Genomic DNA, 15,809 nt, shown 5'->3' with positions numbered 1-15,809 from the left:
ACACCCCACCGGTACCGTCGGATCATGGCTCAACAGGCGGGGAACGCGACGGGCGAGCGGCGACTCGCCGTCCTCGAAGGCGTGCTGGAGCGCATCACGTACGCCAACGAGGAGAACGGCTACACCGTCGCGCGCGTGGACACCGGCCGGGGCGGCGGCGACCTGCTCACGGTCGTCGGCGCGCTGCTGGGCGCCCAGGTCGGCGAGTCCCTGCGCATGGAGGGGCGTTGGGGCTCCCACCCGCAGTACGGCAAGCAGTTCACCGTGGAGAACTACACGACCGTGCTGCCCGCCACCGTCCAGGGCATCCGCCGCTATCTCGGCTCGGGGCTGGTCAAGGGCATCGGCCCGGTCTTCGCCGACCGCATCACCCAGCACTTCGGCCTGGACACCCTGCGGATCATCGAGGAGGAGCCCAAGCGGCTCATCGAGGTCCCCGGCCTCGGTCCGAAGCGGACCAAGAAGATCGCCGACGCCTGGGAGGAGCAGAAGGCGATCAAGGAGGTCATGCTCTTCCTCCAGACCGTCGAGGTGTCGACGTCGATCGCGGTCCGGATCTACAAGAAGTACGGTGACGCCTCCATCTCCGTCGTCAAGAACCAGCCCTACCGCCTCGCCGCCGACGTCTGGGGCATCGGCTTCCTCACCGCCGACAAGATCGCCCAGTCCGTCGGCATCCCGCACGACAGCCCGGAGCGCGTGAAGGCGGGTCTGCAGTACGCGCTGTCGCAGGCCACCGACCAGGGCAACTGCTATCTCCCCGAGGAGCGGCTGATCGCCGACGCGGTGAAGCTGCTCCAGGTCGACACCGGCCTGGTCATCGAGTGCCTCGCCGAACTGGCCGAGCCGGACGCGGACACCGGCGAACCCGGCGTCGTCCGGGAGAAGGTCCCCGGGGAGCACGGCGAGCCCGTCACCGCCGTCTACCTGGTCCCCTTCCACCGTGCCGAACTCTCCCTCTCCGCCCAGCTGCTGCGCCTCCTGCGCACCGACGAGGACCGGATGCCGGGCTTCCGGGACGTGGCCTGGGACAAGGCGCTGACCTGGCTGAAGGGCCGCACGGGAGCCGAGCTGGCGCCCGAGCAGGAGGCCGCCGTGAAGCTCGCGCTGACCAAGAAGGTCGCCGTCCTGACCGGCGGACCCGGCTGCGGCAAGTCCTTCACGGTCCGCTCGATCGTGGAGCTGGCCCGCGCCAAGAAGGCCCGGGTGGTGCTGGCCGCCCCCACCGGACGCGCCGCCAAGCGCCTCGCCGAGCTCACCGGCGCCGAGGCCTCCACCGTCCACCGCCTGCTGGAGCTGAAGCCGGGCGGTGACGCGGCCTACGACAAGGACCGCCCCCTCCAGGCCGACCTGGTGGTCGTGGACGAGGCGTCCATGCTGGACCTGCTGCTCGCCAACAAGCTGGTGAAGGCGGTGCCGCCGGGGGCGCATCTGCTGTTCGTGGGGGACGTGGACCAGCTGCCGTCCGTCGGCGCGGGCGAGGTGTTGAGGGACCTGCTCGCCGACGGCAGCCCGATCCCCGCCGTGCGCCTCACGCGCGTGTTCCGGCAGGCCCAGCAGTCCGGCGTGGTGAGCAACGCGCACCGGATCAACGCCGGGCAGCATCCCGTCACCGACGGCATGAAGGACTTCTTCCTCTTCGTCGAGGACGACACCGAGGAGGCCGGGCGGCTCACGGTGGACGTGGCGGCCCGTCGGATTCCGGCCAAGTTCGGGCTCGACCCGCGCCGGGACGTCCAGGTGCTCGCGCCCATGCACCGCGGGCCCGCCGGCGCGGGCAACCTCAACGGCCTGTTGCAGCAGGCCATCACGCCCGGCCGGCCCGATGTGCCCGAGAAGCGGTTCGGCGGCCGGGTCTTCCGGGTCGGCGACAAGGTCACCCAGATTCGCAACAATTACGACAAGGGCAAGAACGGTGTCTTCAACGGCACCGTGGGCGTGGTCACCTCGCTCGATCCGGTCGACCAGCGCCTGACGGTGTTGACCGACGAGGACGAGGAGGTGCCGTACGAGTTCGACGAACTGGACGAGCTGGCCCACGCGTACGCGGTGACCATTCACCGCTCGCAGGGCAGTGAATATCCGGCCGTGGTGATCCCGGTCACCACCGGCGCCTGGATGATGCTCCAGCGGAACCTGCTGTACACGGCGGTGACCCGGGCCAAGAAGCTGGTCGTCCTGGTCGGTTCGCGCAAGGCGATAGGCCAGGCGGTGCGGACGGTCTCGGCGGGCCGGCGCTGTACGGCTCTGGACTTCAGGCTCTCCCCGAAAAATGATCGATCAAATGAGTCACCTAGGTCACAGAGCCCTTCCGGAACCGGGTAGGGGAGGGCAGGATGGGCAAGTTGGCGGCACTGAGTGCCGCCAATAGGCCCAATGGTCGACCCCCAGTGCACTCTCCTGAGCCGAATGGGGGATGGTAGAGACAGTCAGGGCAACCTCGAAGATGAGGCACAACGTCGGGTGAGGGAAGACGTGAGCGACAACTCTGTAGTACTGCGGTACGGCGATGGCGAGTACACCTACCCGGTGATCGACAGCACCGTCGGCGACAAGGGCTTCGACATCGGCAAGCTCCGCGCCCAGACCGGTCTGGTGACGCTGGACAGCGGCTACGGCAACACGGCCGCCTACAAATCGGCGATCACCTACCTCGACGGCGAGGCGGGCATCCTCCGCTACCGCGGCTACCCGATCGAGCAGCTGGCCGAGCGCTCCACCTTCCTGGAGGTGGCGTACCTGCTGATCAACGGCGAGCTGCCGACGGTCGACGAGCTCACCGTGTTCAAGAACGACATCACGCAGCACACCCTGCTGCACGAGGACGTCAAGAACTTCTATCGCGGCTTCCCGCGCGACGCGCACCCGATGGCCATGCTGTCGTCGGTCGTCTCCGCGCTGTCGACGTTCTACCAGGACAGCCACAACCCGTTCGACGAGAAGCAGCGCAACCTCTCGACGATCCGGCTGCTCGCCAAGCTCCCGACGATCGCGGCGTATGCGTACAAGAAGTCGATCGGTCACCCGTTCGTCTACCCGCGCAACGACCTCGGCTACGTCGAGAACTTCCTGCGGATGACCTTCTCGGTGCCGGCCCAGGAGTACGACCTCGACCCGGTCGTCGTCGCCGCGCTCGACAAGCTGCTGATCCTGCACGCGGACCACGAGCAGAACTGTTCGACCTCCACGGTCCGCCTCGTCGGCTCCTCCCAGGCGAACATGTTCGCGTCCATCTCGGCCGGCATCAACGCGCTGTGGGGCCCGCTGCACGGCGGCGCCAACCAGTCCGTGCTGGAGATGCTGGAGGGCATCCAGGCCTCCGGCGGTGACGTCGACTCCTTCATCCGCAAGGTGAAGAACAAGGAGGACGGCGTCCGGCTGATGGGCTTCGGCCACCGGGTCTACAAGAACTTCGACCCGCGCGCGAAGATCATCAAGGCCGCTGCGCACGACGTCCTCTCGGCCCTCGGCAAGTCCGACGAGCTGCTGGACATCGCGCTCAAGCTGGAGGAGCACGCGCTCTCCGACGACTACTTCGTCTCGCGCAGCCTCTACCCGAACGTCGACTTCTACACCGGCCTCATCTACCGCGCGATGGGCTTCCCGACCGAGATGTTCACGGTCCTCTTCGCCCTCGGCCGCCTCCCGGGCTGGATCGCCCAGTGGCACGAGATGATCAAGGAACCGGGCTCCCGCATCGGCCGCCCGCGCCAGATCTACACGGGTGTCGTCGAGCGCGACTTCGTTCCGGTCGAGGAGCGCTGACCGTTGCGCTGAGCCGCAAGGTCACACTGGGCCCCGTATGCCGATGCCGGCTGCGGGGCCTCGTCGTAGGCCGGGAGGTTAACGGTGAGAAGAAGAAGGCGCCCTGGCGGCGGTCCCCCCACGGGCCGACGTCCAGGGCGCCTTCCCATGTCCCGGTGCGGATTCCCCCCACGGGATCCGGCCGGGCGTCTGTGAGAAAACAGCGCCTGAATCGCTGTGTTGAGTACAACGAGCAGAACTCGTCGTACTCCTACTGTGTACCGCTGTGTGCGATCTGCCGGGACAGCGCACGGTCGGGAGGGCCGCTCAAAGCTTCCCTACGTACGTGCCCCGGCAACGCATCTCTGAGGAAGTCCCCCAAGACATCCCCAGATGCCAGGATGCGCCCCCCAAGACGCGGCCTGACATCGCCAACTTAGACCTTCGAGCCCCTTCGATGGTTACGTTCACATCACTGTGATCTGCGTCTCTTGCATTTGTCCGTTTGATACGCAAGGGGCCGAATCGTCGATCGGGCCCCCAGCGTAAGGATGATGCGCGAGCCTTGTGAAGAGCTTATGTGAGCCTCGCGCCGGACTCCAGAGGGTCCCGCCTAACGGAATGACCGCAATCGCAGGCTGTTCGTCACGACGAACACCGAGGAGAACGCCATGGCGGCGCCCGCGATCATCGGGTTCAGCAGCCCCGCGGCGGCCAGCGGCAGCGCGGCCACGTTGTAGCCGAACGCCCACACCAGGTTCCCCTTGATCGTGGCCAGCGTCCGCCGCGACAGCCGGATGGCGTCCGCGGCCACCCGCAGGTCCCCGCGCACCAGCGTCAGATCCCCCGCCTCGATCGCCGCGTCCGTCCCGGTCCCCATCGCGAGCCCCAGATCGGCGGTGGCGAGCGCGGCGGCGTCGTTGACCCCGTCGCCGACCATGGCGACGACCCGCCCCTCGCCCTGCAGCCGCCGTACGGCGTCGACCTTGTCCTCGGGCAGCACCTCGGCCACGACCCGGGTGATCCCGACCCGCTCGGCCACGGCCTCCGCCACCGTCCGGTTGTCCCCGGTCAGCAGCACCGGCGTCAGCCCGAGCGCCCGCAGCTCCCGTACCGCCTCGGCGCTGGTCTCCTTCACCGCGTCCGCGACGGCCACGACACCGCGTGCCACCCCGTCCCAGCCGACCACGACGGCCGTACGGCCGCCTCTCTCGGCCTCGTCCTTGGCGCGGGCCAGTTCCTGTGGCACCTCGTCGAAGAGTCGCCCCACGGCCACGTCATGGCCCTCCACGCGCCCGCGCACGCCCCGCCCGGGGACGTTCACGAACCCCTCGACGGCCGGCAGCGGCCCCACCCGCTCCTCGGCGCCGGCGGCGACCGCCCGGGCGACGGGATGCTCGGAGGCGTGCTCCACGGCGCCCGCGAGCCGCAGCAGCTGCTTCTCGTCGGCGCCCTGGACGGCGTACACCTCCTGGAGGGTCATACGGCCGGTGGTGACCGTTCCCGTCTTGTCGAGGACGACGGTGTCGACGCGGCGCGTGTTCTCCAGCACCTCGGGGCCCTTGATGAGGATGCCGAGCTGGGCGCCGCGGCCGGTGCCGACCATCAGGGCGGTCGGGGTGGCCAGGCCCAGCGCGCACGGGCAGGCGATGATCAGCACGGCGACGGCCGCGGTGAACGCGGCGGCCAGGTCGCCGCTCGCGCCGAGCCAGGCGCCGAAGGTGGCGACGGCGATCGCGATGACCACCGGCACGAAGACGGCCGAGATCCGGTCGGCGAGCCGCTGCACCTCGGCCTTGCCGTTCTGCGCCTCCTCGACCAGCTTCGCCATCCGCGCGAGCTGTGTGTCCGCGCCCACGCGCGTGGCCTCGACGACGAGGCGCCCGCCGGCGTTCACGGTCGCACCCGCGACCGCGTCCCCGACCGTCACGTCCACCGGCACCGACTCGCCGGTCAGCATGGACGCGTCCACGGCGGAGACGCCCTCGACGACGGTGCCGTCGGTGGCGATCTTCTCCCCGGGACGGACGACGAAACGGTCCCCGACCGTCAGACGGGAGACCGGGACACGGACCTCGCGGCCGTCCCGCAGGACCGCCACGTCCCTCGCGCCCAGCTCCATCAGGGCCCGGAGCGCGGCCCCCGCCCGGCGCTTGGAGCGGGCCTCCAGATAGCGGCCGAGCAGGATGAACGTGGTGACGCCCGCGGCCACTTCGAGGTAGATCGTGGAGGCGCTGTCCATCCGCGAGACGGTGAACGTGAACTCGTCCTTCATGCCCGCCATCCCCGCGTCCCCGAGGAACAGGGCCCACAGCGACCAGCCATACGCGGCCAGCGTGCCCAGCGAGACGAGGGTGTCCATGGTGGCCGCGCCGTGCCGGAGGTTGGTCCAGGCGGCCCGGTGGAAGGGCAGCCCGCCCCAGACGACGACGGGGGAGGCGAGGGTGAGGGCCAGCCACTGCCAGTTGTCGAACTGGAGGGCCGGGATCATCGACAGCAGGACGACGGGCACGGCGAGGACCGCGGAGACGACGAGCCGCTGCCGCAGGGACGTCGACTCCGGGTCCTCGTCCGGGGCGGGCTCGTCCGCCGGGGGCGCGGGCTCCTCGGCCGTGTACCCCGTCTTCACCACCGTCGCGATGAGATCCGCCACCTCGACGCCCTCGGCGTAGGTGACCTTCGCCTTCTCCGTCGCGTAGTTGACGGTGGCGGTCACGCCGTCCATCCGGTTGAGCTTCTTCTCCACGCGGGCGGCGCAGGAGGCGCAGGTCATGCCGCCGATGAGGAGTTCGACCTCGGCGGGCGGACCTATCGGGGCGGTGGTGCCGGACATGGTGGGTACTCCAGGAGGTGCCGGTCAGGCCTTGCCGACGAGCTCGAAGCCGGCCTCGTCGACGGCCGCGCGCACGGCTTCCTCGTCGAGCTCGGCGACGGAGACGACGGTGACCTCGCCGGTGGAGGCGACGGCCTTCACGGAGCTGACGCCGGGGAGCTCGGAGATCTCGCCGGAGACCGAGCCCTCGCAGTGGCCGCAGCTCATGCCGCTCACCTTGTAGACGGTGGTGACCTGGGTGTCGCTCTGGGCGGTCATCTCGTTCTCCTCTTCGAGGCGTGTGGGTTCTACGGGACCCGCGGTGGCGTCCACGTGTTCCACACTATACCCCTAGGGGGTATTACTCCAACCATCTCGGCGTCGGCGGGTCAGGATGTACCCGTCAGACACGCACGTCGATGGGAGCGCACATGCGGGCAGTGGTGTTCGAGCGGTACGGCGAACCGGCCGAGGTGCGGGAGGTGCCCGACCCGGAACCGGCCCCGCACGGCGTCGTCGTGCGCGTGGCGGCCACCGGCCTGTGCCGCAGCGACTGGCACGGCTGGCAGGGCCACGACCCCGACATCACGCTCCCGCACGTGCCCGGCCATGAACTCGCCGGAGTCGTCGAGGCGACCGGCGACCGGGTCACCGGCTGGCGCCCCGGCGACCGCGTCACCGTCCCCTTCGTGTGCGCCTGCGGAAGCTGCGCCGCCTGTGCGGCCGGCGACCATCAGATCTGCGAGCGGCAGACCCAGCCCGGCTTCACCCACTGGGGCTCCTTCGCGCAGTACGTGGCGCTGGACCACGCCGACGTGAACCTGGTGGCGGTCCCGGAGGACCTCTCCTTCGCCACCGCCGCCTCCCTCGGCTGCCGGTTCGCCACCGCGTTCCGGGCGGTGGTGCAGCAGGGGCGGGTCGCGGCGGGGGAGTGGGTCGCGGTGCACGGCTGCGGCGGGGTGGGCCTGTCGGCGGTGATGATCGCGGCGGCTTCCGGTGCCCGGGTGGTGGCGGTGGACGTGTCGCCCCAAGCCCTGGAGCTGGCACGGAAGTTCGGGGCGGTGGCGGCTGTCGACGCGTCCGAGGCCGGTGACACGGCCGCCGCGGTGCGTGAACTGACCGGCGGCGGCGCCCATGTGTCGCTGGACGCGCTGGGCTCCCCGGTCACCTGCGCGGCCTCCGTCAACTCCCTGCGCCGCCGCGGCCGGCACCTCCAGGTCGGCCTGCTGCCCTCGGCGGACGGCACGACCCCGGTCCCGATGGCCCGCGTGATCGCCCTGGAACTGGAGATCCTGGGCAGCCACGGCATGGCCGCGCACACCTATCCGGGGATGCTGGAGCTGGTGCGGTCGGGGGTGCTGCGGCCGGACCTCCTGGTGATGTCCACGATCGACCTGGCCGCGACACCGGCCGCGCTGGCGTCGATGGGCACGGCACCCGGCGCCGGGGTGACGGTCATCGAGCCGTGGAGTTGAGCGCCGCCCACTCCTGTTCCAGCACGGCCATGATCACCCAGTCCACCCACCGCCCGTCCCGCAGATCGGCCTCCCGCCGGACGCCCTCCCGCACGAACCCGGCCTTCTCGTAGGCGCGCAGGGCCCGGGCGTTGTGGCCGTAGACCTCCAACTGGACGCGATGCAGGCCGAGTTCCTCGAAGCCGTACCCGACGACGAGGCGCGTCGCCTCGGTGCCGAGGCCGCGGTCACGGCCCCGGGGCCCGAGGAGCGTGCGGAACGTACAGCCGCGCGCCCGCTCGTCCCACTCGTACAGCACCACCTCGCCGACGAGTTCGCCGGTGGCGCGGTCGGTGACGGCGAGGTCGAGACGGTCGGGCTGGGCGGACCGGGAGCCGTACCAGGAACGCAGCTGCTCCAGGGTGAACTCGGTGTCGGGGTCATCGGTGAAACGGAGGACCTCGGGGTCGCGGATGATCTCCGCCATGACCTCCGCGTCCGCTGCGGTGAACGGACGCAGCACGGCCTTCTCGCCGGTCAGTACGGGTTTGACGGAGAAACTCATCCACGGATCCTCACCGGCCGGGCTCCCGGTCGGCAACCGTGTTTCCGCTCAGTCCTCTCGTCTGCCGCGGTTGCCCGGCCGTGCGGCGACCCACGCCCGCACGGTGTCCGCGTACCAGAAGGGCTTGCCGCCCTCCACATGGTCGGGTGGCGGCAGCAGCCCGTGCTTGCGGTACGACCGCACGGTGTCCGGCTGCACCTTGATGTGCGCCGCGATCTCCTTGTACGACCAGAGCCTTCGGTCGGTCATGAGGTGCACCTCCCTGCGCGCGCCGCGGCGGCGGCCGGGAACGGCCGTCGGGGGTACCGGGCGCTGCGCTGGCGTCACAAAGCCTGTGCCCCGTGAACGACAGAGAGTGAGCGCAGGTCAGGCCCTGTGCACGGCGTGTGACGCAAGACCCGCGTATACGCGACATGTGTGACACACGAGGGGTGTTCGTGACACGAGTGCAGCAAAGGCGCACGCGGGCGCGTGGGCGCGGCGCGTTGACAGGGCCGCGCGAGAGGGCCCCACACAGGTGGAGCCGGACCCGCTGCGCCGGGCCCGGCTCCACCAGCTCCCCCGGGGACCACAGACTGCATTCAGCCAACTGCACGGGTCTTGGAAAAAACCGCACTCGGCGTCGATCAGGGTGCGCCCAGCACCAGACTCGTCGCCTCACCGCTGATCCGGTCACCACCGGGCACGCCGCCCGCCCCGTCCCGCGCGAGCGTGAACTCCCGCGGTGTGCACCCGGTCATCGCCTTGAACTCCCCGCTGAGATGGGCCTGGTCGTAGAACCCGCACAGCGCCGCGGTCTCCGCCTGCCCCCGCCCCGCAGCCAGCAGCCGCCGCGCCCGCTGCAACCGCAGCACCCGCGCCGCCGCCTTCGGCCCCAGCCCGATCTGCTCCCGGAACCGGCTCTCCAGCTGCCGCACACTCCAGCCGACGTCCTCGGCGAGCCGCGGCACGGGGATCGCCCCGCCCGTCCGCACCAACTCCGCCCACGCCCGCACCACCCGCGCCGACGGCGCCGCACCGCCCTGCGACCACCGCGCCAGCACATCGTCCAGCAGCCCGAACCGCGCCTCCCAGGACGGCAACGCACCGAGCGCGGCGGCGAGTTCGCCGACCTTGCCGGGCAGCACATGCGGCAACTCGTCCGGATCGACGGTCCGGTTGGCGAGCTCGTACTGCGGTGTCCCGAACAACGAGAAGGCGGCCCAGGGAGCGAGCAACACCTCGATCCCCGAAAGCCGCCCGTTGTGCTCGCCGATGGCAGGGGTGGTGGTCGGACCGCAGTAGACCGACACCAACGTGTCCGGCGCCCGCCCCGCCCGACTGATCCGCACCGACTCCCCGAACCCCAACAGCAACGTGGCCGCCCCGATGGGCGCCTCAAGCCGCCGCCGGGGCCGGTCGAGGGCCAGCCGCACACCGCGATACGAGATGACGCCGGGTTGGAGTCGGGCGTCAGGCCGGGCAAGCGCAACTTCCCAGGACCCCGAGGGCTCATGTCCAGAACGGACACTTGTCATCGCCCTATGCTGCAACACCCTCAGGGGCGCGGGGAACTGCGCGACCAGCCCCCACGCTCCCGCAGCCGAAAACCACCTACGCCCCGCACAACCTCAAAAACGCCCGAGTCCGCTGAGCAATAGCCAACGGCTTGTCCGGATCGCAGGGATACATGTCCTGCTCCACGATCGCGAACAGGTCCACGTCCAACTTCTGCGCAGCCTCCAGCACCGGCCCCAACGCCGGCACCCCCGAAGGCGGTTCACACATCACACCCTGCGCCACGGCCGGCCCGAACGGCGTCCCCTTGGCCCGCACATCGGCGAGGATCTCGGGATCCACCTGCTTGAGATGCAGGTACCCGATCCGGGACCCGTACGTCTCGATGAGCTTCACGCTGTCGCCCCCGCAGTACGCGTAGTGCCCCGTGTCGAGGCACAGCGACACCAGCGACGAGTCCGTCCCGTCGAGGAACCGGACGACGTTGTCCTCGCTGTCGATGTGCGTGTCGGCGTGCGGATGGACGACGATCTGCAGCCCGTACTCCTCCCGCACCCGCTGACCGAGCCGCTCGGTCAGCGAGGTGAGGTTCCGCCACTGCTCGGGCGTCAGCGTGTCCGGCTCCAGCACCTCACCGGTCTTGTCGTCCCGCCAGAAGGACGGGATGACGACGAGGTGCTTCGCGCCCATGGCCTGCGCCAGCACCGCGTTGTCGGCGACGTGCGCCCAGGTCTTCTCCCAGACGGACTCGCCGTGGTGCAGCCCGGTGAAGACCGTGCCGGCCGACACCTTCAGGCCACGCCGGCCCACCTCCTCGGTGAGCACCGTGGGGTCGGTCGGCAGGTACCCGTAAGGGCCAAGCTCGATCCACTCGTAGCCGGAATCCGCGACCTCGTCGAGGAAGCGCTGCCAGGGGACCTGCTGAGGGTCGTCGGGGAACCACACACCCCAGGAGTCGGGAGCCGACCCGATCCGGATGCGGGACAGTGAGGAAGAGGGTGACAACGACGTCATGCCGGTCAGCTTCCGCGTGAGCAGCAAGCGCTGTCAAGGGCTGGTCCGAATGTCTGGACAAAACATTGACAGGGCTCCTCGTCGGGGGCTACAAAGCCGTGGAGAGCCGATACGAAGTCCGGAGCGAGACGTGAGGGTCCGACCGGCGTGAAGGGAACTCGATGGCGTACGACCTGATCACCATGGGGCGGATCGGAGTGGACCTCTATCCGCTGCAGACGGGCGTCCCGCTGCCGCAGGTGTCGTCCTTCGGCAAGTTCCTCGGCGGCTCGGCGACGAACGTCGCGGTCGCCGCGGCCCGCCTGGGACGGCAGACCGCGGTGATCACCCGGACCGGCGACGACCCCTTCGGCACCTACCTCCACGAGGCCCTGAAGGGCTTCGGCGTGGACGACCGCTGGGTCACCCCGGTGCCGGGCCTGCCGACCCCGGTCACGTTCTGCGAGATCTTCCCGCCGGACGACTTCCCGCTGTACTTCTACCGGCAGCCCAAGGCCCCCGACCTGGAGATCGACGCCCACGAGCTCGACCTCGACGCCATCCGCGAGGCCCGCGTCTTCTGGGTCACCGGCACCGGCCTGAGCGAGGAGCCCAGCCGTACGGCGACGCTCGCGGCCCTCGCCCACCGGGCCAAGGCGGGCATCACCGTCTTCGACCTGGACTGGCGCCCGATGTTCTGGAGCGACCCGGACGCGGCCCGCCCGTTCTACGCCGAGGCCCTCAAGCACACCACCGTCGCGGTCGGCAACCTCGACGAGGTCGAGGTCGCCACGGGCGTCCGCGAGCCGCGTGCCGCCGCCGAGGCGCTCCTCGACGCGGGCGTCGAGCTCGCCGTCGTCAAGCAGGGCCCCAAGGGCGTCCTCGCGGTCGACCGCAACGGCACCTCCGTCGAGGTCCCCCCGCTCCCGGTGGACGTCCTCAACGGGCTCGGCGCCGGTGACGCCTTCGGCGGCTCCCTGTGCCACGGCCTCCTCGACGGCTGGGACCTGGAGAAGATCATGCGGCACGCCAACGCGGCCGGCGCGATCGTCGCCTCCCGCCTGGAGTGCAGCTCCGCGATGCCGACCCCGGCCGAGATCGAGGCGGCGATCACCGCGGGAGCCGTACGGTCCGACAGCGCGGAGGCCGGCCAGTGACCGCCGTCGACATCGCCGAACTCGTGCGCCTGCGCACCCGCCACCCCGAGGCGATCGCCGAGGCCGCCGCCCGGCGCGTGCGGCGTCCGCTGCTCGGCGACACCGACCGGCTCATGATCGTCGCCGCCGATCACCCCGCCCGGGGCGCACTCGGCGTCGGCGGCAATCCGCAGGCCATGGCCAACCGCGCCGACCTGCTGGAACGCCTCTGCCTGGCGCTCTCCCGCCCCGGCGTCGACGGCGTCCTCGCGACCGCCGACATCCTCGACGACCTGCTGCTGCTCGGCGCCCTCGACGGCAAGGTCGTCATGGGCTCGATGAACCGCGGCGGCCTCCAGGGCGCCCGTTTCGAACTCGACGACCGCTTCACCGGCCACCGCGCCGAGGACATCGAGCGGCTCGGCTTCGACGCGGGCAAGCTGCTCCTGCGCATCGACTACGACGACCCGGGCTCCCTGACCACCATGGAGTCCACCGCCCGTGCCATCGACGACATGGCGGCACGCCGACTGCCCGTCTTCGTCGAGCCGTTCATCAGCTTCCGCACGGCCGAGGGCAAGGTGAAGAACGACCTCTCCGCCGAGGCCGTCACCAAGTCCATCGCCATCGCCTCGGGCCTGGGCGGCAGTTCGGCCTACACCTGGCTGAAGGTGCCGGTCAGCGAGAACCCCGACGACATGGCCGAGGTCATGGCCACCTCCACGCTGCCCGCCGTGCTGCTTGGCGGCGAGGTCGGCGACGACCAGGACGGGGCGTACGAGAAGTGGCGGGGTGCCCTTCAACTCCCCACCGTGCGCGGCCTGGTGGTCGGACGCTCACTGCTCTACCCGGCGGACGGGGACGTCGCCGCCGCCGTGGACACCGCCGTAGGACTCCTGTGAGGGCCGCATGAGTAACGATCTTCACATCCCCAAGGGTTCCTCCACCGACGCCCTGTACACAGTGGACATCGATCCGAAGCGGGCCGGCTGGACGTACTGCGCTCTGCGGATCGTCGCACTGGAACCTGGTGGCACGCACACCTTCACCACCGGTGACAGCGAGTGGATCGTGCTTCCGCTGGAAGGCGGATGTACCGTACAAACGGAAGAAAAAGAGTTCCAACTCCTGGGCAGGGAAAGCGTGTTCGCGTCGGTCTCCGACTTCGCGTACGTGCCCCGTGACGCCCGGGCAACGATCGCCTCCGGCGCGGGAGGCCGCTTCGCCCTGGCAGGAGCGAAGTGCGAGCGACGACTCCCCGCCCGCTACGGCCCCGCGCCGGAGGTCCCCACCGAGGAACGCGGCAGCGGCAACCGGCTGCGCCACGTCCGCAACTTCGCCTCCGCCGACGCCTTCGACTGCGACAAACTGATCGCCGTCGAGGTCATCACCCCCGGCGGCAACTGGTCCTCGTACCCGCCCCACAAGCACGACGAGCACCGGCCGGGCGAGGAAGCGGAGTTGGAGGAGATCTACTACTTCGAGATCGACGGCCCGAACGGTTTCGGCTATCAGCGCGTATCCCCTTCCCGTGAGGGCGGATCGGACGTCCTCGCGGAGGTCCGCTCCGGTGACGTCGTCCTCGTCCCCGACGGATGGCACGGCCCGTCGATCGCACAGCCCGAGCACGCCATGTACTACCTGAACGTCATGGCGGGCCCGGGTGAGACGCGGGAGTGGCGGATCTGCTTCCACCCGGACCACACGGAGGGTTACCGATGACTCCGCCCACCACCCGGCTGACCGTCGCCCAGGCGCTCGTCCGCTTCCTCGCCGCCCAGTACACCGAACGCGACGGCGTACGGCAGCGGTTGATCTCCGCGACCTGGGGCATCTTCGGCCACGGCAACGTGGCCGGGCTCGGCCAGGCGCTCGTCGAGTACGCCGACGACATGCCGTACCACCAGGGCCGCAACGAGCAGTCGATGGTGCACGCGGCGGTCGGCTACGCCAGGCAGTCCAACCGCCTGTCCACGCACGCCGTCACGACCTCCATCGGCCCCGGCGCCACCAACCTGGTCACCGGCGCCGCGCTCGCCACGATCAACCACCTCCCGGTCCTGCTGCTGCCCGGCGACATCTTCGCCACCCGCCCCGCCGACCCGGTCCTCCAGCAGCTGGAGGTCCCGTACGCGGGCGACCTCAGTGTCAACGACTGTCTGCGCCCGGTGTCGCGGTACTTCGACCGCGTCACCCGCCCCGAGGCCCTGATCCCGGCCGCCCTCCAGGCCATGCGGGTCCTCACCGACCCGGTGGAGACGGGCGCGGTCACCCTCGCCCTCCCGCAGGACGTCCAGGCCGAGGCGTACGACTGGCCGGAGGAGTTCTTCGCCGAGCGCACCTGGGTCGTACGACGTCCGGGCGCCGACCCGACCGAACTCGCCGAGGCCGTCTCGGCGATCAGGTCGGCCCGCAGGCCCCTGGTCATCGCAGGCGGCGGAGTCCACCACAGCCGCGCCGAGGAGGCCCTCGCCGAGTTCGCCGAGGCGACCGGCATCCCCGTCGCCTCCACCCAGGCCGGCAAGGGCTCGCTGCGCTGGGACCACCCCCAGGACGTCGGCGGCGTCGGCCACACCGGCACCGCGACCGCCAACGAACTCGCCCGCCAGGCCGACCTGGTGATCGGCGTCGGTACCCGCTACACCGACTTCACCACCGCCTCCGGGACGCTCTTCGAGACACCCGGCGTCCGCTTCCTCAACCTCAACATCGCCCCCGTCGACGGCCACAAGCTCGGCGGACGGCCGCTCGTGGCGGACGCCAGCAGCGGCCTGGCCGAGCTGACCGCGGCCCTGAGGATGCACGACCACCAGGTCACGGAGGCGTACGTCACCGAGTACACCGAGGACAAGCAGCGCTGGGAGTACCGCGTCGACGCCTGCTACGAGGCGGACGAGATAGACGTGCGCCCCACCCAGCCCCAGGTCCTCGGCGCCCTGGACGCCCTCGTCGACGAGAGCGACATCATCATCAACGCCGCCGGCTCCCTCCCCAGCGACCTGCACAAACTGTGGCGGGCCCGGTCCCGGGACCAGTACCACCTGGAGTACGGCTACTCCTGCATGGGGTACGAGATCCCGGCTGCGATCGGTGTGAAGATGGCCGCCCCCGACCGCAACGTCTGGGCGCTCGTCGGCGACGGCACCTATCTGATGATGCCGACCGAGATCGTGACCGCCGTGCAGGAGGGCATCGCGATCAAGATGCTGCTCGTCCAGAACCACGGGTACGCCTCGATCGGAGGCCTGTCCGAGTCGGTGGGCGGCGAGCGGTTCGGCACCGCGTACCGGTACCAGTCGGACGACGGTACCTACACCGGGGCGCCGCTCCCGGTGGACCTGGCCGCCAACGCGGCCAGCCTGGGCATGCGCGTGTTGCGCGCGAAGACCGTGGGTGACCTGCGCGAGGCTCTCGCCCAGGCGCGCGCGGCGGACACTCCCACATGTGTCTACGTCGAGACCGAAACGGCAGACACAGTGTCGGGCGCGCCTCCGGCGCAGGCCTGGTGGGATGTACCTGTGGCCGAGACCGCGACCCGACCGTCCGCGGTGAAGGCACGAGAGCTGTACGACCGGCACGTCTCTACCCGACGCCGCCATCTGTGAAGG

Annotated in this window: 13 protein-coding genes; 7 read left to right on the top strand and 6 right to left on the bottom strand. The window is 70.4% G+C overall.

Features of this window, described 5'->3' with window-relative positions; all coding sequences use genetic code 11:
* Positions 1 to 24 precede the first annotated feature (24 nt).
* Together recD2 and CRP56_RS15410 are read left to right on the top strand one after the other, a co-directional pair.
* A complete protein-coding gene (gene recD2 / locus CRP56_RS15415; protein WP_097264340.1) occupies positions 25 to 2,325 on the top strand; it encodes an SF1B family DNA helicase RecD2 in 2,301 nt (766 codons plus the stop codon).
* 150 nt (positions 2,326 to 2,475) lie between these two features.
* Entirely contained in the window at positions 2,476 to 3,765 is a 1,290-nt protein-coding gene (locus CRP56_RS15410) for a citrate synthase (RefSeq protein ID WP_097264338.1), read from the top strand.
* Positions 3,766 to 4,357: 592 nt separating this feature from the next.
* Here the strand turns inward: CRP56_RS15410 and CRP56_RS15405 are convergent.
* Positions 4,358 to 6,577, bottom strand: a complete 2,220-nt coding sequence (locus CRP56_RS15405) for a heavy metal translocating P-type ATPase (protein WP_097264336.1) — start codon at positions 6,575 to 6,577, stop codon at positions 4,358 to 4,360.
* A gap of 24 nt (positions 6,578 to 6,601) precedes the next feature.
* Positions 6,602 to 6,835, bottom strand: a complete 234-nt coding sequence (locus tag CRP56_RS15400) for a heavy-metal-associated domain-containing protein (protein ID WP_097274081.1) — start codon at positions 6,833 to 6,835, stop codon at positions 6,602 to 6,604.
* A 152-nt stretch (positions 6,836 to 6,987) separates the two neighbouring features.
* On the opposite strand from CRP56_RS15400, the gene CRP56_RS15395 reads away from it, so the two are divergent.
* Positions 6,988 to 8,031, top strand: coding sequence for a zinc-dependent alcohol dehydrogenase family protein (locus tag CRP56_RS15395; protein ID WP_097264334.1), 1,044 nt, complete (start codon positions 6,988 to 6,990; stop codon positions 8,029 to 8,031).
* Here CRP56_RS15395 and CRP56_RS15390 read toward each other — a convergent pair.
* The 4 genes from CRP56_RS15390 to CRP56_RS15375 form a co-directional block, all read right to left on the bottom strand.
* Complete coding sequence (locus CRP56_RS15390; RefSeq protein WP_097264332.1) at positions 8,012 to 8,575, bottom strand: GNAT family N-acetyltransferase; 564 nt, start codon at positions 8,573 to 8,575, stop codon at positions 8,012 to 8,014. The genes CRP56_RS15395 and CRP56_RS15390 overlap by 20 nt on opposite strands.
* A gap of 48 nt (positions 8,576 to 8,623) precedes the next feature.
* Entirely contained in the window at positions 8,624 to 8,824 is a 201-nt protein-coding gene (locus tag CRP56_RS15385) for a helix-turn-helix transcriptional regulator (protein ID WP_059191908.1), read from the bottom strand.
* Between the two features lie 377 nt (positions 8,825 to 9,201).
* Positions 9,202 to 10,092 (bottom strand): helix-turn-helix domain-containing protein, encoded by an 891-nt coding sequence (locus CRP56_RS15380; RefSeq protein ID WP_097264329.1) that lies wholly within the window; start codon positions 10,090 to 10,092, stop codon positions 9,202 to 9,204.
* A 76-nt stretch (positions 10,093 to 10,168) separates the two neighbouring features.
* Positions 10,169 to 11,086, bottom strand: a complete 918-nt coding sequence (locus CRP56_RS15375) for a sugar phosphate isomerase/epimerase family protein (protein ID WP_097274079.1) — start codon at positions 11,084 to 11,086, stop codon at positions 10,169 to 10,171.
* 161 nt (positions 11,087 to 11,247) lie between these two features.
* Here CRP56_RS15375 and iolC point away from each other — a divergent pair, with 161 nt between their 5' ends.
* The 4 genes from iolC to iolD are packed head-to-tail and all read left to right on the top strand — an operon-like array spanning position 11,248 to position 15,806.
* The gene (gene iolC, locus CRP56_RS15370) at positions 11,248 to 12,222 is read left to right on the top strand and encodes a 5-dehydro-2-deoxygluconokinase (protein WP_097264327.1); all 975 of its coding nucleotides are present in this window, start codon (positions 11,248 to 11,250) and stop codon (positions 12,220 to 12,222) included.
* On the top strand, positions 12,219 to 13,103 hold the full coding sequence (locus CRP56_RS15365) for a Cgl0159 family (beta/alpha)8-fold protein (protein WP_097264325.1): 885 nt from the start codon (positions 12,219 to 12,221) through the stop codon (positions 13,101 to 13,103). The genes iolC and CRP56_RS15365 overlap by 4 nt, the downstream gene beginning before the upstream one ends.
* A 7-nt stretch (positions 13,104 to 13,110) precedes the next feature.
* The gene (gene iolB, locus CRP56_RS15360) at positions 13,111 to 13,923 is read left to right on the top strand and encodes a 5-deoxy-glucuronate isomerase (protein WP_097264323.1); all 813 of its coding nucleotides are present in this window, start codon (positions 13,111 to 13,113) and stop codon (positions 13,921 to 13,923) included.
* Positions 13,920 to 15,806 (top strand): 3D-(3,5/4)-trihydroxycyclohexane-1,2-dione acylhydrolase (decyclizing), encoded by a 1,887-nt coding sequence (gene iolD / locus CRP56_RS15355; protein ID WP_097264321.1) that lies wholly within the window; start codon positions 13,920 to 13,922, stop codon positions 15,804 to 15,806. Before iolB ends, iolD begins: the two co-directional genes overlap by 4 nt.
* Positions 15,807 to 15,809: the final 3 nt, after the last annotated feature.

Source organism: Streptomyces sp. TLI_55 (assembly GCF_900206255.1).
Classification (GTDB): Bacteria; Actinomycetota; Actinomycetes; order Streptomycetales; family Streptomycetaceae; genus Streptomyces; species Streptomyces aquilus.
This window is presented reverse-complemented; position numbering and strand designations above follow the sequence as displayed.

Excerpts from the sequence above, each read along its gene's own strand:
- recD2 (WP_097264340.1), top strand. The coding sequence starts at position 25 with ATGGCTCAACAGGCGGGGAACGCGACGGGCGAGCGGCGACTCGCCGTC.
- CRP56_RS15405 (WP_097264336.1), bottom strand. The coding sequence starts at position 6,577 with ATGTCCGGCACCACCGCCCCGATAGGTCCGCCCGCCGAGGTCGAACTC.
- CRP56_RS15400 (WP_097274081.1), bottom strand. The coding sequence starts at position 6,835 with ATGACCGCCCAGAGCGACACCCAGGTCACCACCGTCTACAAGGTGAGC.
- CRP56_RS15395 (WP_097264334.1), top strand. The coding sequence starts at position 6,988 with ATGCGGGCAGTGGTGTTCGAGCGGTACGGCGAACCGGCCGAGGTGCGG.
- CRP56_RS15390 (WP_097264332.1), bottom strand. The coding sequence starts at position 8,575 with ATGAGTTTCTCCGTCAAACCCGTACTGACCGGCGAGAAGGCCGTGCTG.
- CRP56_RS15385 (WP_059191908.1), bottom strand. The coding sequence starts at position 8,824 with ATGACCGACCGAAGGCTCTGGTCGTACAAGGAGATCGCGGCGCACATC.
- CRP56_RS15380 (WP_097264329.1), bottom strand. The coding sequence starts at position 10,092 with ATGACAAGTGTCCGTTCTGGACATGAGCCCTCGGGGTCCTGGGAAGTT.
- CRP56_RS15375 (WP_097274079.1), bottom strand. The coding sequence starts at position 11,086 with ATGACGTCGTTGTCACCCTCTTCCTCACTGTCCCGCATCCGGATCGGG.
- iolC (WP_097264327.1), top strand. The coding sequence starts at position 11,248 with ATGGCGTACGACCTGATCACCATGGGGCGGATCGGAGTGGACCTCTAT.
- iolB (WP_097264323.1), top strand. The coding sequence starts at position 13,111 with ATGAGTAACGATCTTCACATCCCCAAGGGTTCCTCCACCGACGCCCTG.
- iolD (WP_097264321.1), top strand. The coding sequence starts at position 13,920 with ATGACTCCGCCCACCACCCGGCTGACCGTCGCCCAGGCGCTCGTCCGC.